19 protein-coding genes and 1 tRNA gene are annotated in these 16,436 nt (G+C 64.0%); 6 read left to right on the forward strand and 14 right to left on the reverse strand.

Annotation, left to right across the window (positions count from 1 at the left end; genetic code table 11):
* Positions 1-17: 17 nt before the first annotated feature.
* The 10 genes from atpA to mnmG all read right to left on the reverse strand — a co-directional run bounded on the left by atpA (position 18) and on the right by mnmG (position 8,452).
* Positions 18-1,562, reverse strand: a complete 1,545-nt coding sequence (atpA, locus tag BI344_RS02265) for a F0F1 ATP synthase subunit alpha (RefSeq protein WP_071111331.1) — start codon at positions 1,560-1,562, stop codon at positions 18-20.
* A gap of 8 nt (positions 1,563-1,570) precedes the next feature.
* Complete coding sequence (locus BI344_RS02270) at positions 1,571-2,107, reverse strand: F0F1 ATP synthase subunit delta (protein ID WP_071111332.1); 537 nt, start codon at positions 2,105-2,107, stop codon at positions 1,571-1,573.
* Positions 2,108-2,114: 7 nt separating this feature from the next.
* Positions 2,115-2,585: a F0F1 ATP synthase subunit B gene (locus BI344_RS02275; RefSeq protein WP_071111333.1), complete on the reverse strand. Its 471-nt coding sequence runs from the start codon at positions 2,583-2,585 to the stop codon at positions 2,115-2,117.
* 59 nt (positions 2,586-2,644) lie between these two features.
* The gene (atpE, locus tag BI344_RS02280) at positions 2,645-2,932 is read right to left on the reverse strand and encodes a F0F1 ATP synthase subunit C (RefSeq protein ID WP_043581017.1); all 288 of its coding nucleotides are present in this window, start codon (positions 2,930-2,932) and stop codon (positions 2,645-2,647) included.
* 65 nt (positions 2,933-2,997) lie between these two features.
* Positions 2,998-3,810: a F0F1 ATP synthase subunit A gene (gene atpB / locus BI344_RS02285; protein ID WP_071111334.1), complete on the reverse strand. Its 813-nt coding sequence runs from the start codon at positions 3,808-3,810 to the stop codon at positions 2,998-3,000.
* 10 nt (positions 3,811-3,820) lie between these two features.
* On the reverse strand, positions 3,821-4,159 hold the full coding sequence (locus BI344_RS02290; protein WP_241499236.1) for an ATP synthase subunit I: 339 nt from the start codon (positions 4,157-4,159) through the stop codon (positions 3,821-3,823).
* 115 nt (positions 4,160-4,274) lie between these two features.
* Positions 4,275-5,132 carry a ParB/RepB/Spo0J family partition protein gene (locus tag BI344_RS02295; RefSeq protein ID WP_071111336.1) on the reverse strand — a complete coding sequence of 286 codons (858 nt, stop codon included), beginning with the start codon at positions 5,130-5,132 and terminating at the stop codon, positions 4,275-4,277.
* Between the two features lie 4 nt (positions 5,133-5,136).
* Positions 5,137-5,928, reverse strand: a complete 792-nt coding sequence (locus BI344_RS02300; protein ID WP_071111337.1) for a ParA family protein — start codon at positions 5,926-5,928, stop codon at positions 5,137-5,139.
* Positions 5,925-6,554 carry a 16S rRNA (guanine(527)-N(7))-methyltransferase RsmG gene (rsmG, locus tag BI344_RS02305; protein WP_071111338.1) on the reverse strand — a complete coding sequence of 210 codons (630 nt, stop codon included), beginning with the start codon at positions 6,552-6,554 and terminating at the stop codon, positions 5,925-5,927. The genes BI344_RS02300 and rsmG overlap by 4 nt, the downstream gene beginning before the upstream one ends.
* On the reverse strand, positions 6,551-8,452 hold the full coding sequence (gene mnmG, locus BI344_RS02310; protein ID WP_071111339.1) for a tRNA uridine-5-carboxymethylaminomethyl(34) synthesis enzyme MnmG: 1,902 nt from the start codon (positions 8,450-8,452) through the stop codon (positions 6,551-6,553). The genes rsmG and mnmG overlap by 4 nt, the downstream gene beginning before the upstream one ends.
* 193 nt (positions 8,453-8,645) lie before the next feature.
* Here mnmG and BI344_RS02315 point away from each other — a divergent pair, with 193 nt between their 5' ends.
* From BI344_RS02315 to BI344_RS02330, 4 genes are all read left to right on the forward strand, one after another.
* Positions 8,646-9,395: a GNAT family N-acetyltransferase gene (locus BI344_RS02315; RefSeq protein WP_071111340.1), complete on the forward strand. Its 750-nt coding sequence runs from the start codon at positions 8,646-8,648 to the stop codon at positions 9,393-9,395.
* A 56-nt stretch (positions 9,396-9,451) separates the two neighbouring features.
* Positions 9,452-10,138, forward strand: a complete 687-nt coding sequence (gene tsaA / locus BI344_RS02320; RefSeq protein ID WP_071111341.1) for a tRNA (N6-threonylcarbamoyladenosine(37)-N6)-methyltransferase TrmO — start codon at positions 9,452-9,454, stop codon at positions 10,136-10,138.
* Positions 10,139-10,204: 66 nt separating this feature from the next.
* Positions 10,205-11,188 carry a Tim44 domain-containing protein gene (locus tag BI344_RS02325; RefSeq protein ID WP_071111342.1) on the forward strand — a complete coding sequence of 328 codons (984 nt, stop codon included), beginning with the start codon at positions 10,205-10,207 and terminating at the stop codon, positions 11,186-11,188.
* Positions 11,189-11,357: 169 nt separating this feature from the next.
* A complete protein-coding gene (locus BI344_RS02330) occupies positions 11,358-12,560 on the forward strand; it encodes a sensor domain-containing phosphodiesterase (protein WP_071111343.1) in 1,203 nt (400 codons plus the stop codon).
* A 45-nt stretch (positions 12,561-12,605) separates the two neighbouring features.
* On the opposite strand, the gene BI344_RS02335 is transcribed toward BI344_RS02330, so the two are convergent.
* Genes BI344_RS02335 through BI344_RS02350 form a run of 4 tightly spaced genes read right to left on the reverse strand, consistent with a single transcriptional unit; the run spans position 12,606 to position 15,294 of the window.
* On the reverse strand, positions 12,606-13,193 hold the full coding sequence (locus BI344_RS02335; RefSeq protein ID WP_071111344.1) for a BON domain-containing protein: 588 nt from the start codon (positions 13,191-13,193) through the stop codon (positions 12,606-12,608).
* Position 13,194: 1 nt separating this feature from the next.
* A complete protein-coding gene (locus BI344_RS02340; RefSeq protein WP_071111345.1) occupies positions 13,195-13,785 on the reverse strand; it encodes a phosphoheptose isomerase in 591 nt (196 codons plus the stop codon).
* 22 nt (positions 13,786-13,807) lie between these two features.
* Entirely contained in the window at positions 13,808-14,146 is a 339-nt protein-coding gene (locus BI344_RS02345) for a YraN family protein (protein WP_071111346.1), read from the reverse strand.
* Positions 14,143-15,294 carry a penicillin-binding protein activator gene (locus BI344_RS02350; RefSeq protein WP_071111347.1) on the reverse strand — a complete coding sequence of 384 codons (1,152 nt, stop codon included), beginning with the start codon at positions 15,292-15,294 and terminating at the stop codon, positions 14,143-14,145. The genes BI344_RS02345 and BI344_RS02350 overlap by 4 nt, the downstream gene beginning before the upstream one ends.
* A gap of 60 nt (positions 15,295-15,354) precedes the next feature.
* Here BI344_RS02350 and rsmI point away from each other — a divergent pair, with 60 nt between their 5' ends.
* Both rsmI and BI344_RS02360 read left to right on the forward strand, forming a co-directional pair.
* The gene (gene rsmI / locus BI344_RS02355) at positions 15,355-16,185 is read left to right on the forward strand and encodes a 16S rRNA (cytidine(1402)-2'-O)-methyltransferase (RefSeq protein WP_071111348.1); all 831 of its coding nucleotides are present in this window, start codon (positions 15,355-15,357) and stop codon (positions 16,183-16,185) included.
* Positions 16,186-16,242: 57 nt separating this feature from the next.
* A tRNA-Leu gene (locus BI344_RS02360) sits at positions 16,243-16,327 on the forward strand.
* Positions 16,328-16,436: the final 109 nt, after the last annotated feature.

Below are 16,436 nucleotides of genomic sequence, written 5' to 3' on the forward strand. Positions count from 1 at the left end.
CGACGTGAGTCGAAGGCTCAGTTGAAGCTGTAGCCAGCCTTGAACGATTCCATCGCCTTGGCCAGTACCTTCTCGTTGTCGGCAGACAGATCGCCGGAAGCGTTAATCGCCTTCAGCACGTCAGCGTGGTTCGCGCGCACGTTGGCGAGGAACTCGGCTTCAAACGTCAGAGCCTTCTTCACCGGTACGTCTTCGTACGAACCCTTGTTCACCGCCCACAACGTCAGCGCCATTTCGGCGGTAGACAGGGTGGAGAACTGCTTCTGTTTCATCAGCTCGGTCACGACTTCACCGTGCGACAGCTGCTTGCGGGTCGCTTCGTCCAGATCGGAAGCGAATTGCGCAAACGCGGCCAGTTCGCGGTACTGGGCCAGGGCCAGACGGATACCGCCGCCCAGCTTCTTGATGACCTTGGTCTGGGCCGCGCCGCCGACGCGGGATACCGAGATACCGGCGTTGATGGCCGGACGGATACCTGCGTTGAAAAGGTCGGATTCCAGGAAGATCTGGCCGTCGGTGATCGAGATCACGTTGGTCGGAACGAAGGCGGATACGTCGCCGGCCTGGGTTTCGATGATAGGCAGAGCGGTCAGCGAACCGGTCTTGCCCTTCACGGCGCCCTTGGTCAGTTTTTCCACCTCGTCCTCGTTGATGCGGGAAGCGCGCTCCAGCAGACGGGAGTGGAGATAGAACACGTCGCCCGGGTAGGCTTCGCGGCCCGGCGGACGGCGCAGCAGCAGCGAAATCTGACGGTACGCAACGGCTTGCTTGGACAAGTCGTCGTATACGATCAGCGCGTCTTCGCCGATGTCGCGGAAGTATTCGCCCATGGTGCAGCCGGAGTACGGCGCGATGAACTGCAGCGCGGCGGCTTCGGAAGCGGTGGCGGCGACGATGATGGTGTGTTCCATCGCGCCGTGCTCTTCCAGCTTGCGCACCACGTTGGCGATCGACGATGCCTTCTGGCCTACGGCTACGTAGATGCAGATGACGCCGTTGCCCTTCTGGTTGACGATGGCGTCGAGAGCCACGGCGGTCTTGCCGGTCTGACGGTCGCCAATGATCAGCTCACGCTGGCCGCGGCCGACCGGAACCATCGAGTCAATGGCCTTCAGGCCGGTCTGCATCGGCTGCGATACCGATTGGCGCGCAATCACGCCCGGCGCGATCTTTTCGATCGGGCTGGACAGCTTGGCGTTGATCGGACCCTTGCCGTCGATGGGCTGACCCAGCGCGTTGACCACGCGGCCGATCAGTTCCGGACCAACCGGCACTTCCAGAATGCGGCCGGTGCACTTGACTTCGTCGCCTTCGGAGATGTGCTCGTACTCGCCCAGCACCACGGCGCCGACAGAGTCGCGCTCCAGGTTCATGGCGAGGCCAAAGGTGTTGCCCGGGAATTCGAGCATTTCGCCCTGCATCACATCGGCCAGGCCGTGGATGCGGACGATACCGTCGGTCACGGAGATAACCGTGCCCTTGGTGCGAACTTCAGCGCCTTCAGCCAGATTCTGGATCTTGGCCTTGATCAGATCGCTGATTTCAGAGGGGTTCAACTGCATGATCTCTCCTAATTCTTGAGGCTTGCTGCCATTGCTTGCAGTTTGCCGCGCACGGAAGCGTCGATGACATCGTCGCCAACCAGCACACGCACCCCGCCAATCAGCGCGGGGTTTTCACGCACGTCAAGACGTACGGTCTTGCCGTACTTCCTGGAAAGCGTGGTGGTCAGTTCGGCTTGTTGTGCATCGGACATGGCAAAAGCGGACTCCACCTGGGCGTCCACTATGTCTTCCGATTGCGCCTTCAGCAGTTCAAACTGCGCGGCGATTTCCGGCAGCAGCGTCAAACGGGCGTTCTCGATCAGCGCGGCGAGGAAGCGTTTCACTTCCTCGTTGCCGCGGTTGCCGAGCACATCCAGCATCAGCGCCTCAACCTCTTGTGCGGTATGTTTCGGATTGGTGACTACCTGCGCCAGATCCGGGTTGTTCACCATGGCAGCCAGCCACGACAGCGCATCCGACCACTGATCGAGGCTACGCTGTTCGGTGGCGAGGCTGTATACCGCTTCGGCGTAGGGCCTTGCGACGGTAATGAGTTCTGCCATGAGTTAATTAAAACTCCGCTTTGATGGAGGCAAGCAGGTCGGCGTGCTTGGCCGCGTCGATTTCCTTGCGCAGGATCTTCTCTGCGCCGGCGACGGCCAGCTCGGCCACCTGCGCGCGCAGGGATTCCTTGGCGCGCAGCACTTCCTGATCGATTTCCGACTTGGCGTCGGCCACGATGCGGGCACCCTCAGTGCGGGCCGCTTCCTTGGCTTCATCCACGATCTGGTTGGCGCGCTTCTCGGCTGCAACCACGATCTCGGTAGCCTGCTGCTTCGCCTTGCGGATTTCGTCCGCTACGCGTTTTTCAGCGGCTTCCAGATCCTGCTTGCCACGTTCCGCAGCGGCCAAGCCATCAGCAATGCGCTTGGCCCGCTCATCCATCATGTTGGTAAGCGGAGGCCAAACAAACTTCATGGTGAACCATACCAGGATGGCGAACGTGATCGCCTGGCCCAGTAGTGTTACGTTAAATTCCACGCTTGTTTTCCTCCAGAGTATGACTACAACAACCGTTTACACGTCCGTTGGAAAACGGATTAGTGGGCAGCCTTGACAACGGCCAGGGCGGCAGCCAGGAACGGGTTGTTGAAGGTGAACAGCATGGCAACACCGACACCAATCATGGAGATCGCGTCAAGCAGACCGGCGATGATGAACAGCTTGGTTTGCAGAACCGGGATCATTTCCGGCTGACGAGCGGAGGACTCGAGGAACTTGCCGCCCAGAATGGCGAAACCGATAGCGGTGCCCAGAGCGCCCAAACCAATGATCAGGGCTGCAGCGATAGCGGTCATCGACTGGATCTGAGAAACGAGTGCTTCCATTGTGTATCTCCTAAGACTTAAAGCAAGGATGGTTGGTAAAAAAGTATGGTCAATCTACGGGTAAATCAGTGCGCTTCCACTGCCAGACTCAGGTACACGATGGTCAGCATCATGAACACGAAGGCCTGCAGGGTGATGATCAGGATGTGGAAGATCGCCCACGGCGCGCCCAGCACCCACTGCAGGCCCCAAGGCAGCAGCGCGATCAGGATGAAGATCAGTTCGCCGGCGTACAGGTTGCCGAACAGACGAAGAGACAGCGAAATCGGCTTGGCGGCCAGTTCGACCAGCTGGAACGCGAAGTTCAGCGGAGCCAGGATCACGGCGCCCACAGGATGGGACGAATGGAACGGCGCGGTCAGCAACTCCTTGCCCCAGCCACCCAGGCCCTTGGCCTTGATCGAGAAGGCGACGATCAGGATCAGCACCGACAGCGACATGGCGAAGGTGGAGTTGACGTCGGCGGACGGCACCACGCGGAAATACACGTGATGCGGCTCCAGGCCGAAGAAGGTGTAGCCGATCCACTGCGCGGCCATCGGGAACAGATCCACCGGGAACAGGTCCATGAAGTTCATCAGGAACACCCAGCAGAAGATGGTCAGCGCCAGGGGGGCGATCATCTTGCTCTTGCCGTGGAACACTTCGCGCACCTGAGTCTGCACCAGTTCGATAATCATCTCCACGAACAGTTGCAGGCGGCCCGGCGCTTCGATGCTGGCGCGGCGCGCCACCATGGCGAACACGCCTACGAACAGGAAGCCAAGCAGCAGGGAGATGGAGAACGTGTCGACGTGCAGGCTCCAGAAGCCGGCCGAGGGATCCGAGTTCCAAAAGGTTAGGTGGTGCTTGATGTAATCAGTTGCGTTGCTTGCCATCGCTCTTTTCTCAATTTTTGATTAGAAGCCCGAAACCGTAGCCGGAGATGGCGGCAAAGAACCCACCGAGAAAGCCGACTACGGACAAATCCTTGAAACCAGCCAAAACCGCGCCACTTAACAGCACGGTCAGGCAAAACTTTACCGCTTCGGCCAGAAAATGCGCCTTGATCAACGCCGCGGGAGGGACATGACGTTTGGCATAGGCGATCCTGGCGTACACCAGGGCCGGCACTAGCACCACCACTCCGCCCAGCAGGGTGGACACCACCACTACCAGGCTTCCGGCGCCGACAAGCAGTGAAATCAGCACCGCCAGCCCGACCAGGCTGGCCTGCAGGCGCAGCACGCGCCTCACTTCCGGATTTACCATGACTGCCAGTGCAAAAAAACCGCTGGATTATAGGCTTTGCGCTTGAGTTGCGTCAACTTTGCCGCTGGGCGGCTTTTGCGGCGCAACATTCTCATTTTTGGGGTTTTTTCTGCAATTTCTCCAGCAGCGCATCCAACTCGTCCAGACTGGCATATTCTATGACCAGCCTGCCGTTGCCGCCATTGGCATGACGAATGCTGACCTTGGCGCCTATCGCTTCCGACACCTGGTTTTCCAGCCGCTCCACATCGGGATCGACGCGATTTTGTTGCGGAGCAACTGTGGTTTTTTGCACATCATGCTGTTGCACCCGGCGCTCCACCTCGCGCACCGACAAGCCCTTGCGCACCACCTCTTGCGCCAGTTCAAGCTGGGAAACGGTAGGCAGCGACAGCAAGGCGCGGGCGTGGCCCATCTCCAGCTGGCCCTCGTGCATCATCTGCTGCAGCGGCTGCGGCAGCACCAACAAGCGCAGCAGATTGGACACCGCGCTGCGCGAACGGCCCACCGCGTCGGCCGCGGCTTCGTGGGTGAGGCCGAATTCGTCTATCAGCCGCTTGATGCCCTGCGCCTCCTCGATCGGGTCCAGTTCCTGGCGCTGGATGTTCTCGATCAGCGCCATCGCCAGCGCCGCCTCGTCGGGCACGCTCTTGATCACCACCGGCACCTCGGCCAGGCCGGCCTTGCGCGAGGCGCGCCAGCGGCGCTCGCCGGCGATCAGCTCATAGTCGCCCAATCCCAACTCGCGCACGATCAGCGGCTGGATGATGCCTTGCACGCGGATGGAGGCCGCCAGCTCTTCCAGCGCGGTTTCGTCCATGAAGCTGCGCGGCTGGTACTTGCCGGGACGGATGCTGTCGATGGGAAGGGTGGTCAGTCTGTCGTCCACCGTGTCAGCGGTGGACAGGAGCGCGTCAAGTCCGCGCCCCAATCCTTTGAGTTTGGCCATATTGTCAGACGGTGGGAGTTGCGGTTGCGGGTTCAAGGCGCTCGATCAGCTCTTGCGCCAGCGTCAGGTACGCCTGAGCGCCGCGGGAGTTGCGATCGTAGACCAGGCCCGGCAAGCCGTGGCTGGGCGCCTCGGCCAGGCGCACATTGCGCGGGATGACGGTTTGGAACACCTTGTCGCCGAAATGGCGCGCCAGTTGCGCCGAAACCTGTTGCGACAGATTGTTGCGGGCGTCGAACATGGTGCGCAAAAGGCCCATGATCTCGATCTTGGGGTTGACCGCCAGCCGCACCTTGCGCAGCGTGGACACCAGATCGGACAGGCCTTCCAGCGCGTAGTATTCGCACACCATCGGGATCAGCACGCTGTGCGCGGCCACCAGGCCGTTCAGCGTCAACAGGTTCAGCGACGGCGGGCAGTCGATCAGCACATAGTCGTACTGGTCCTCCACCGCGGCCAAGGCATTTTTCAGCCGCGCCTCGCGCGCCAGCTCGTTGACCAGCTCCAGCTCGGCGCCGCCAAGATCGCGGTTGGCCGGCAGCACGTGGTAGCCGCCCGCCTTGGCATCCTGGCGCGCCTCCTCCACGGTGGCCTCGCCCAGCAGCACGTGGTAGCCGGACTTCTCCAGCGACTGCTTGGCGATGCCGCTGCCCATGGTGGCGTTGCCCTGGGGATCGAGATCGACGATCAGCACCCGCCGGCCCAGATCGGCCAAACCGGCCGCCAGATTGACGACGGTGGTGGTCTTGCCCACTCCGCCCTTCTGGTTGGCCACCGCGATCACGCGTGGATTCATTGCAGCACCATCCTCACCAGATGGCGTTCGGCGTCCAGCCCCGGCACCGTTACCGGCAGCACCTCCGAAACCGCCACGCCTTGCGGCAGCAAGGCGATTTCCTCATACGGGTACACGCCCTTCATCGCCACGTACTGGCCGTCTTCGGCCAACAGGTGGCGGGTCAGCTTGACGAACTCGGACAGCTCGGAGAACGCCCGGCTGGTGATGCGGTCGAACTTCGCCTCCGGCTGGTAGGCCTCGACGCGGTCGGTTACCACCTGGACGTTGGGCAGGCCCAGTTCCACCACCACCTGGCGTAGAAAAGTGGTTTTCTTGTGGTTGGAATCCAGCAGCACCACCTGCAGGTCCGGCCGCGCGATGGCGGTGGGAATGCCCGGCATGCCGCCGCCGGAACCCACGTCCAGCATGCGCGCGCCGCCGGCCAGGTGCGGCACCAGGCTCAGGCTGTCCAGCAAATGATAGCTGACCATGCGTTCTTCCTGGCGGATGGCGGTGAGATTGTAGGTCTGGTTCCATTTCACCAGCAGCGCCAGGTAACGCTGCAGCAATTCCTGCTGCCGTTCGGTGAAGTCCAGGGCCAGCTTGGCCAGCCCCTGGTGCAATTCTGCGATATGTTGTGTCATGCGGTTTTCGTGGCGTCGGTGAAGCCGCGCTTCAGGTGCACCATCAGCAAGGCGACGGCGGCGGGAGTGATGCCCTGGATGCGCGAAGCCTGGCCCATGGTTTCCGGGCGCTGCTGGTTAAGCTTCTGCTGCACTTCCTTGGACAGGCCCTTCACCAGACTGTAGTCGATGTCGCCCGGCAGACGGATGTCTTCCAGATTGTCGCGGCGCGCCAGCTCTTCGTTCTGGCGGTTGATGTATCCCTGGTATTTGACCTGAATTTCCACCTGCTCGGCAACCACCTCGTCAAGCTCGGGGGCACTGGCGCCGGCTTCCGGCACCGACATCAGGTCGCGGTAGCGCACATTGGGGCGCTTGAGCAGGTCGGACAGCGCGTACTCGCGCTCGATGCCCTTGCCCAGCAGGCGCTCTAGGCCGGTCGGATCGGACAGTTTGGACGGATGCAGCCAGGTGGTCGCGAGACGCGCCTTCTCGGCCTCGACGGCATCGCGTTTCTTGCAGAAGGCGTCCCATTGCGCGTCTCCCACCAAGCCCAGCTTGCGGCCCATCTCGGTCAGGCGCAGGTCGGCGTTGTCCTCGCGCAGCTGCAGGCGGAACTCGGCGCGGCTGGTGAACATGCGGTACGGCTCGGACACGCCCTTGGTGATCAGGTCGTCCACCAGCACGCCCAGATAGCCCTCGTCGCGGCGCGGGCACCAGGCGTCCTGCTCGCGAACGTATAGGCCGGCGTTGAGGCCGGCGAGCAGGCCCTGCGCGGCGGCTTCTTCGTAGCCGGTGGTGCCATTGATCTGGCCGGCGAAGAATAAGCCCTTGATCGCCTTGGTCTCCAGCGAGGCCTTCAGGCCGCGCGGGTCGAAGTAATCGTACTCGATGGCGTAGCCGGGGCGCAGGATGTGGGCGTTCTCCATGCCGCGGATGCTGCGCACCGCCGCCAGCTGGATATCGAACGGCAGGCTGGTGGAAATGCCGTTAGGGTAGAACTCATGGGTGGTCAGGCCCTCCGGCTCCAAGAACACCTGATGGCTGTCCTTGTCGGCGAAGCGGTTGATCTTGTCTTCGATGGACGGGCAGTAGCGCGGGCCGACGCCTTCGATCACACCGGTGAACATCGGGCTGCGGTCGAAGCCGCTGCGGATGATGTCGTGGGTGCGCTCGTTGGTGTGGGTGATCCAGCACGGCAGCTGCCTGGGATGCATTTCGCGCTTGCCGCGGTAGGAGAACACCGGCTCCGGGATGTCGCCCGGCTGCTCCTCCATCACCGAGAAATCGACGCTGCGGCCGTCGATGCGCGGCGGCGTGCCGGTCTTCAGCCGGCCCACCGGCAGGCTCAGTTCGCGCAAGCGCGCGCCCAGCGTGGACGCCGCCTGGTCGCCGGCGCGGCCGCCGGTGTAATTTTCCATTCCGACGTGGATCTTGCCGGACAGGAAAGTGCCGGCGGTCAGCACCACAGTCTTGGCGCGGAAGGTGATGCCGATGGCGGTGATGGCGCCGGCGACGCGGTCGCCTTCCATCAACAAGTCGTCCACCGGCTGCTGGAACAACGTCAGATTAGGCTGGTTCTCCAGCATCTCGCGGATGGCGGCCTTGTACAGCACGCGGTCGGCCTGGGCGCGGGTGGCGCGCACCGCGGGGCCCTTGGAGCCGTTGAGCGTGCGGAACTGGATGCCGCCGATGTCGGTGGCCAGCGCCATCGCGCCGCCCAGCGCGTCCACCTCTTTCACCAGATGGCCCTTGCCGATGCCGCCGATCGACGGGTTGCACGACATCTGACCCAGGGTCTCGATATTGTGCGTCAGAAGAAGGGTGGCGCACCCCATGCGCGCCGCGGCCAGCGCGGCCTCGGTGCCGGCGTGACCGCCGCCCACCACTATCACGTCGAAGCTTGTCGGATAAATCATGGCTGAAGGAGCAAATCTGGCGGAAAAACGGCCTATTCTACGCCAAAACGGTTTAGCTGATAAGTCCTTGATTTCAATAAATCCAAGCGCGTAACGCTATCGTCAAGCCACAGTCATAACAAGGTCATCGCACAGACATTAACACGTCAAACAGCGCCCCTAGCATGTGGCTCATCACCACGAGGGGCAAAACATGCTGCTAAATGAACAGCTTGCAGGCAGGACCAAACCGAGGCTGGCCGTCCGCTTGGCCAACAGCGCAGAAGACATCCGCCGCGCGCAGAAGCTGCGCTTCGACGTGTTTGCCGGCGAAATGGGCGCCGAACTTGCCTCGCGCGAGCTGGGCATAGACTGCGACGAGTACGACGAACTGTGCGACCACCTGATCGTGGAAGACCACACCAGCGGCCTGATAGTAGGCACCTACCGCATGCTGCCGCCCGCGGCCGCCCGCCGCGCGCCCTGCCTGTACTCGGAACACGAGTTCGACCTGGGCCGCCTCGCCCACCTGCGCGACAGCCTGATCGAAATGGGCCGCTCCTGCGTGCACCGCGACTTCCGCTCCGGCGCGGTGATCGCGCTGTTGTGGTCCGGCCTGGCCGATTATGTACAGCAACAGGGCGGCGCCTATCTGGCCGGCTGCGCCAGCGTGTCGCTGACCGACGGCGGCCACCAGGCGGTGAGCCTATACCGCCAGCTGGAAGGCAAGCACCTGGCGCCGGCCGACTGGCGCGTGTTCCCCCACCTGCCGCTGCCGCTGGACCGCGTGATCGACAACTCCGCGCCGGTGCCGCTGCCGCCGCTGATCAAGGGCTATCTGCGCGCCGGCGCCCACGTCTGCGGCGAGCCGGCCTGGGACCCTGACTTCAACTGCGCCGACTTCTTCATGCTGCTGCCGATGAACCAGCTTAACGCCCGCTACAACAAACATTTTATCAGCTGACGCCGGCCATCCGCGCCGCCGCCGGATGCGGCGCGCGCGGATGCTACAATCCGGCCATGACTTACGCTTTCGAACCAGTGGGCGTGATCCGCTCGCCTTACCGGGAAAAATTCGGCATTCCACGCCAGCCCTCTCTGGCCAATGCCGCCCGCGTCACCCTGGAGTTGCTGCCGCCCTACAATCAGCCTGATTGCGTGCGCGGCCTGGCGGCGTTCTCCCATGTCTGGATCAGCTTCATCTTCCATCAGACCATGGGCCGCGGCTGGCAACCGCTGGTGCGCCCTCCCCGCCTGGGCGGCAACGCCAAGGTGGGCGTGTTCGCCAGCCGTTCCACCCATAGGCCCAATCCCCTGGGCCTGTCGCTGGTGGAGCTGGCGGCAGTGGAATGCGACCATGGCGTGCGGTTGCGGCTGGCCGGGGCCGATCTGCTGGACGGCACGCCGGTGGTGGACATCAAGCCTTACATACCGTTTGCGGAAGCCCGGCCGGAGGCCAGCGGCGGCTTTGTCAGCGGCCCCCCGCCGCAGTTGCGGGTGGAATGGAGCGCGAACGCCTTGCAACAGCTCGCCGGCCTGGATGCGCCGCCGGACTTCGCCCTGCTGGTGGAGCAGGTGCTGGCGCAAGATCCCCGCCCGGCCTACCAGGATGATCCCGGCCGGATCTATGGCGTGTCGCTATACTGCTACAATGTCCGCTTCGGCATCCGCGAAGAAATCGCCACTGTGCTTGAAATTCTTGAATAAAACCAAAACTAAATTGCATCTTCCCGGTCATATCCGGGCAACTCAAACCACTCAGGAAAATAAAACATGACCACTCGTGCGAAGACGATCGTACTCGCCTTCACCATGGTTTCCGTGTTGGCCAGTCCATTTGCCGAGGCCGCGCGCCTGGGCAAAGGCAAGAGCGCAGGCATGCAGCGCTCCGCCCCCACCCGTACCTATCAACCCAGCACCCCGGCCCCGCAGCCGATGGCCGCGCCGCAGGCAGGCGGCATCCCGGCTCAGGCTCCGCAGAAATCCGGCCCGGGCATCGGCACCGCGCTGGCGGCTGGCGCAGTCGGCGCCGCGGCCGGCTACATGATCGGCTCCTCCGGCAACGAGAAGCAGGCCGCTCCGGCGCAGCAGAACGCCGCGCCGACCGAGCAACAAGCCGCGCAATCGACTCCGGCGCAGCAGGAAAAAGGCGGCATGCCCTGGGGCATGCTGGCGCTGCTGGGTCTGGCCCTGGTCGGCGGCATGATGTACTTCCGCCGCAAAGCCGGCAATCCGGTGGGCAACGCGCCGCAACCGGCGGGCATGCCGCAGGGCATGAACAGCCAGGCCAGCGGTTTTGACGCCATCCCCAAGATAGGCTCCGGCCTAAGCAACAATGGCGGCTTCAGCAATGGCGGCGGCTTCAATGCCGCGCCGGCCAGCGCGCCGGCGCGCCTGCCCGACGGCACCGAAACCCCCAACTTCCTGCGTCAGGCCAAGGCCACCTTCCTGCACCTGCAAAGCCTGAACACGCCGGAAAGCCTGGAGGAAGTGCGCAAGTACATGACGCCTGAGCTGTTCAACGCGCTGCGCGACGACATCGGCGGCAACAGCGCGGTGGCCGACTTCCCGCAGCTGGACTGCCAACTGGCCGACGCCACCGTGGAAAACGGCCGTTACGTGGCCAGCGTGCAGTTCAGCGGCAACGTCAGCGAAGAAGTGGGCTCTCCCATCGTGCCGTTCAGCGAAACCTGGCACTACATCAAGGACGGCAGCACCGGCGGCAAGTGGCTGGTGGCCGGCATCCAGCAAAACTGACTGTTCGGCCGACGGGGCTGTTGTTTTCCCCGTCAACTTAACATTCGTTGACGACGGGCCCTCGGGCCCGTTTTTTATTTTATTGCCCATGCACTAAACTGGAATGCCGATTGCTTGAGCAGCGGGGATACGGACCAATAGAGCCCGGACACATGGAGGCAGTATCGCGATGACAGCATTCGAGCACGCCGGCCTGAAAATCGGCAGCCACTTTCAGCCCATCTACAGCCTGGCGCATCGACGCAGCATAGGCATGGAAGCGCTGTTGCGTGCCGAGCAGGGCATTACCGCGCTGAGCCCCGCCGAGGCCTTCTACACCATGGTGTCGCCGGAAAAGCGCCACCAGTTCGACCTGGCCGTCTGCCACGCCCATATCCAGCGCTTCCTGCAGCTGCCGACCGACAAGCCGCACTGGCTGTTCCTCAATATCGACGCCGCCTCGCTGTCGCGCCCGGACCGGGCGATGGCGCTGGTCAACAACATCCGCCAGGCCGGCCTGGAACCGCACAAAGTGGTGCTGGAAGTGCTGGAGCACGTGCTGGAAGTGGACGAGGCGCTGATCGAAGGCGTCAACATCCTGAAGAACCATGGCTTCATGATCGCCATCGACGACTTCGGCGTCGGCCACTCCAACCTGGAGCGGGTATGCCAGCTGGAGCCCAGCCTGGTGAAGTTCGACCGCCAGTTGCTGCGCAACGCCATCCTGCAGCCGCGCAGCCGCAGCCTGCTGACCAGGCTGGTGCGGCTGATGCACGAAATTGGTGCGCTGGTGGTGGTGGAAGGGATAGAAACCGAACGCGACGTGCTGATTGCGATGGACTCGGGCTGCGACCTGATCCAGGGCTTTTTCATCGCCCATCCGGCCGAGCAGCCGACCAGCGACGAGATCATCACCCCCAGGCTGGACGAGCGCTGGGATGAACTGATGGCGCACTCGCTGCTCAAGCGCAAGCTCACCCGCCGCCAGATCGAGTTGGCGCGGCAATGCTTCGTGCAAAGCGCCATCTCGCTGATGCAGGGCACGCCGTTCGACCTAGCCGCCAAACCCATGCTGAGCCTGCCGGACGTGATCCGCTGCTTCCTTTTGGACAGCGAAGGCCGGCAGATAGGCCGCAACCTCAATAGCCGCCAGTCGCCCGCCGCCACCGACCCGCGCTACGCGCCGCTGGCCGACACCACCGGCGCGGTGTGGTCGCGCCGCAGCTATTTCCAGCACGCGGTCGACCAGCCCGGCGTGCTGTACATGAGCGAGCCCTACCTGTCGATGACCGATCCGCGCTCCTGCCTGACGATGTCGATGGCGATAGAGATCGACGAGTGCATGCATGTGCTGTGCGCCGACCTGCTGGTGCCGCAAAGCAGCACGGTATGAAAAAGGGCGGCCTGGGCCGCCCTTCTCCTTCCCGCCGTCCCGACCTTACTGCGCCGGGGTCACATCCTGAATGTATTCGAACAGCGTCACCACCTTCTGCACGCCGGCGGTTTCGCTGGCCACGCGCGCCGCTTCGGCGCCTTCGCCCTGGGTCACCAGGCCCAGCATGTAGACCACGCCGGCCTCGGTCACCACCTTGACGTCGTTGGGATTCACGCCCTTGCCGTCCAGCAGCCGCGCGCGCACCTTGCTGGTGATCCAGGTGTCGTTGCTGCGCGCGGAGAAGCCGGACACCGGCGCCACCACCGTATAGTTGTAGACGCGGCGCACATTGGGGATGCCGCGCGCGATCAACTCGGCCTGCTGGCGCGCCTCGTCGCTGGGCACCTCGCCGGTGAGCAGCACCGCGCGGTTGAAGCTGGTGCGGTTGACGTGGGCCGACGGCAGCCGGCTGGCGATCTGCTCGCCGGACTTCAGCTCTATGCCCTGATCATCCACATAAGACCCGCTGGTGCGGCGGTCGGACGCCACCAGCGCGCCGCCGGCGGCGCCAGCCGCCACCAGGCCCACGCAACCGCTCAAGGCGCTGGCGCAACCGGCCGCCAGCAACAACGCAAATACGCTACGCTTCATTTCACTCCCCTCCCAACAGCATGCAGTCGATGGCATCGCATAGCGCGTGGATCAGCAGGATATGCACTTCCTGGATCCGGCAGGTGCGTAGCGACGGCACGTTCAAATGGATATCTTCCGGCGACAGGATTTCCGTGATCTTGCCGCCGTCCTTGCCGGTGAGCGCGATCACGCTCATGCCACGCTCATGCGCGGCGTAGATGGCTTCGATCACGTTGGCGGAATTGCCGGATGTGGAGATCGCCAGCAGCAGGTCGTTGGTATGCCCCAAGGCCCGCACCTGCTTGGAAAACACCATGTCGAAATCGTAATCGTTGCCGATTGCGGTGAGCGCCGAAGTGTCGGTGGCCAGCGAAATCGCCGCCAGGCCCGGGCGCTCCTTCTCGAAGCGGCCCAACATCTCGGCGGCGAAATGCTGGGCGTCGGCGGCAGAGCCGCCGTTGCCGCAGGCCAGAATCTTGCCCTCGTTCATCAGGCAGGCCACCATGCGCTCCGCGGCGGCCGCCACGCCCGGCGATAGCAGTTCCATCGCCTCCTGCTTGGTGGCGATGCTTTCCAGGAAGTGGCCGTTGACCCGGTCAATCAGATCCATTGGGGGATCCCCTTTTCTCTACTTACTGCGTGAAAATGTTCTTCAGCCACTGCGGCGGATCGCCGCCCACGCTCACCACCGCGTCGAAACGGCAGGGAGCGTCGATATTGTGGCTGGCTAGATAGACCTCGGCAGCCAGCAGCAGTTTCCGCTGCTTGGCCTGGGTAATGCTGTCGGCGGCGCTGCCGAAGCGGCTGCCGCCGCGATGGCGGACTTCGATGAACACCCAGCAGCCGCCATCGCGCATGATCAGATCGATCTCGCCGCCGCGGCAATGCCAGTTGCGCGCCACCAGCTTCAGGCCGCGGGCCTCAAGCAGCGCCAGCGCGCGGTCTTCGGCTTCGCGGCCGGCCTGGTTCATTGCAGCGCGTTGCCGCCCATCACACCGGCGGGCAGCTGGCGCTCGAACACCCGGTCGCGGCCCAGCCTCAAATCGCCGGTCACGCCATCCAGCCGGATGATCGCGCCGGGACGGCTGCCGGCCATCTGCACCGCAAGCCGGTAGGCGTCGATGCCCAGCGCGTACAGACGCTCGGTCTGCGGCGTCAGCGCGTTGGCCGGGCGCGGGTAGCGCTTCACCGCCGGATGGTCCGGCATCAGGAACCATGGCATGTCGATGAAGCGCACACCGGCCAACTCCGGCTGGCTGCCGCCCACATTCAATTGCGAAGTGCCGTACACCGGCATGTCCGGCGTCAGCGCCGCCTTGAGTTTCGCCGCCTGCGCGGCGTCCAGCGCCAGCGCCAGCGCGTCGGCCTGGCCACTGGCCTGCAGCAGCGCAGGCAGATTGTCGGCGTCAAACGGCTGCTGCAGCGCAGGCTTGCCAGTCAGCGCGCGCCACTCGTCGGCGAAGGCTGCGCCCAGCCGCTGCGATAGCGCGTCGCGACCCACCACCAGCATCGGGCTGGTGCGGCCGTCGTCGCGCATCAGCCGCGCCAGCTGGCGGGCCTCGCCCTCCACGATCAGCGACAGCGAATACAGCCTGGGATTGGCCGCCACCTCGCGGCCGACGGAATTGAGCGCCAGCGTCGGCACCGTCACCGACGGCGCCAATTGGGCGATGGCGTCGCGCGACAGCGGGCCGATCACCACGTTGACGCCATCGGCCACCGCCGCGCGGTAGCGCTGCACCACATTGTCGGTGGTGGCGTCCACGCTGATCAGCTCAGCACTCTGGTCCACCTGCGCCGCCGCCTCCACGCCGCTGCGCACCACCGCCGCCGCCTCACCCAACGCTGACGACTCCACCGGCAGGATCACGCCGATGCGCACCCTGGCGCGGGCAGGGGCCCTGGCTGCCGGCGCGCTGGTCGGCAAGGACGATTGCGGGCTGCCGACAGGCGCGGCGGCGGCCGGAGCCGGCTCCAAGCGCGGCATCTGGCCGGGCGGCGCGCTCAGCGAGCGGATCGGCGCGCTATTGCTTTGGATGATATAGTCGGGGGTTTGCGCCATTGTCGGCGTCAACCACGTCAACAAGACGCCAACCAACAGCGGAGTCAGTCTTTGCATACTTCGTTCGCCCACCTGCTTGATGCTGCCAGGGAAAGTTTCTGTCGCGGCACATTATATGTGGTGGCCACGCCCATTGGAAATCTGGCCGACATCAGCGCCCGCGCCCTGGCGGTCTTCGAGGCTGCGGATGTCGTCTGCGCCGAGGATACTCGGGTTACCGGCCAGTTGCTATCCGCATATGGCATACGAGCCAAGCGCCTGGTCAGCCTGCGCGAACACAACGAACGCAGCATGGCGGAACAGGTGATCCGCTGGCTGGGCGAAGGCCAGATCGTCGCTCAGGTGTCCGACGCCGGCACCCCGGCGGTATCCGACCCCGGCGCCCGCCTGGTGGAAGCCGTGCGCGCCGCCGGCCATCCGGTGCGCCCGCTGCCCGGCGCCAGCGCCGTGATCGCCGCGCTATCCGCCAGCGGCTTCACCGCGCCCACCTTCCTGTTCCACGGCTTTCTGCCATCCAAAAGCGGCGAGCGCCGCAAGACGCTGCAGCAATGGCAGGACGCTCTCCACCTCACCATCTGCTACGAAGCGCCGCACCGCATCGTGGACGCCCTGGCCGACATCGTGGCGGAGCTGGGACCGGAGCGCCGGGTGATGCTCAGCCGCGAGCTGACCAAAACCTTCGAAACCTTCCAGGCGCTGCCGGCGGCGGAGCTGCTGGAGTGGGTGAAGGCCGACAGCAACCAGCAGCGCGGCGAAATCGCGCTGATCATAGACGCCGCGCCGGCGGTGGAAGCCAGCGACGACGCGCTGCCAGCCGAAACCGTGCGCGTGCTGCAACTGTTGGCGGCGGAGCTGCCCACCAAGCAAGCCGCCACGCTGGCCGCCCAGATCACCGGCGCCAACCGCAAGCAGCTATATGACCACGCGCTGAAAATGAAAAAAGACTGAGCGCCGACTATTTACAAGCCGTTGGCGCAAGGTTAATATCCGTGTCTCGCAGGTGTCGCCCGGATGGCGAAATTGGTAGACGCAGGGGATTCAAAATCCCCCGCCGCAAGGCGTGTCGGTTCGAGTCCGACTCTGGGCACCAGCGATCACTCCGAGAGAGTCCGAGAAGTACCAGGAAACCCGCACAGCACAAGGCTTTGCGGGTTTTTTGTTGTCCATTTCCGTCCAGCACCATCCAGCCAAAGCCGGCG

Source organism: Chromobacterium sphagni (assembly GCF_001855555.1).
GTDB classification, from domain to species: Bacteria; Pseudomonadota; Gammaproteobacteria; order Burkholderiales; family Chromobacteriaceae; genus Chromobacterium; species Chromobacterium sphagni.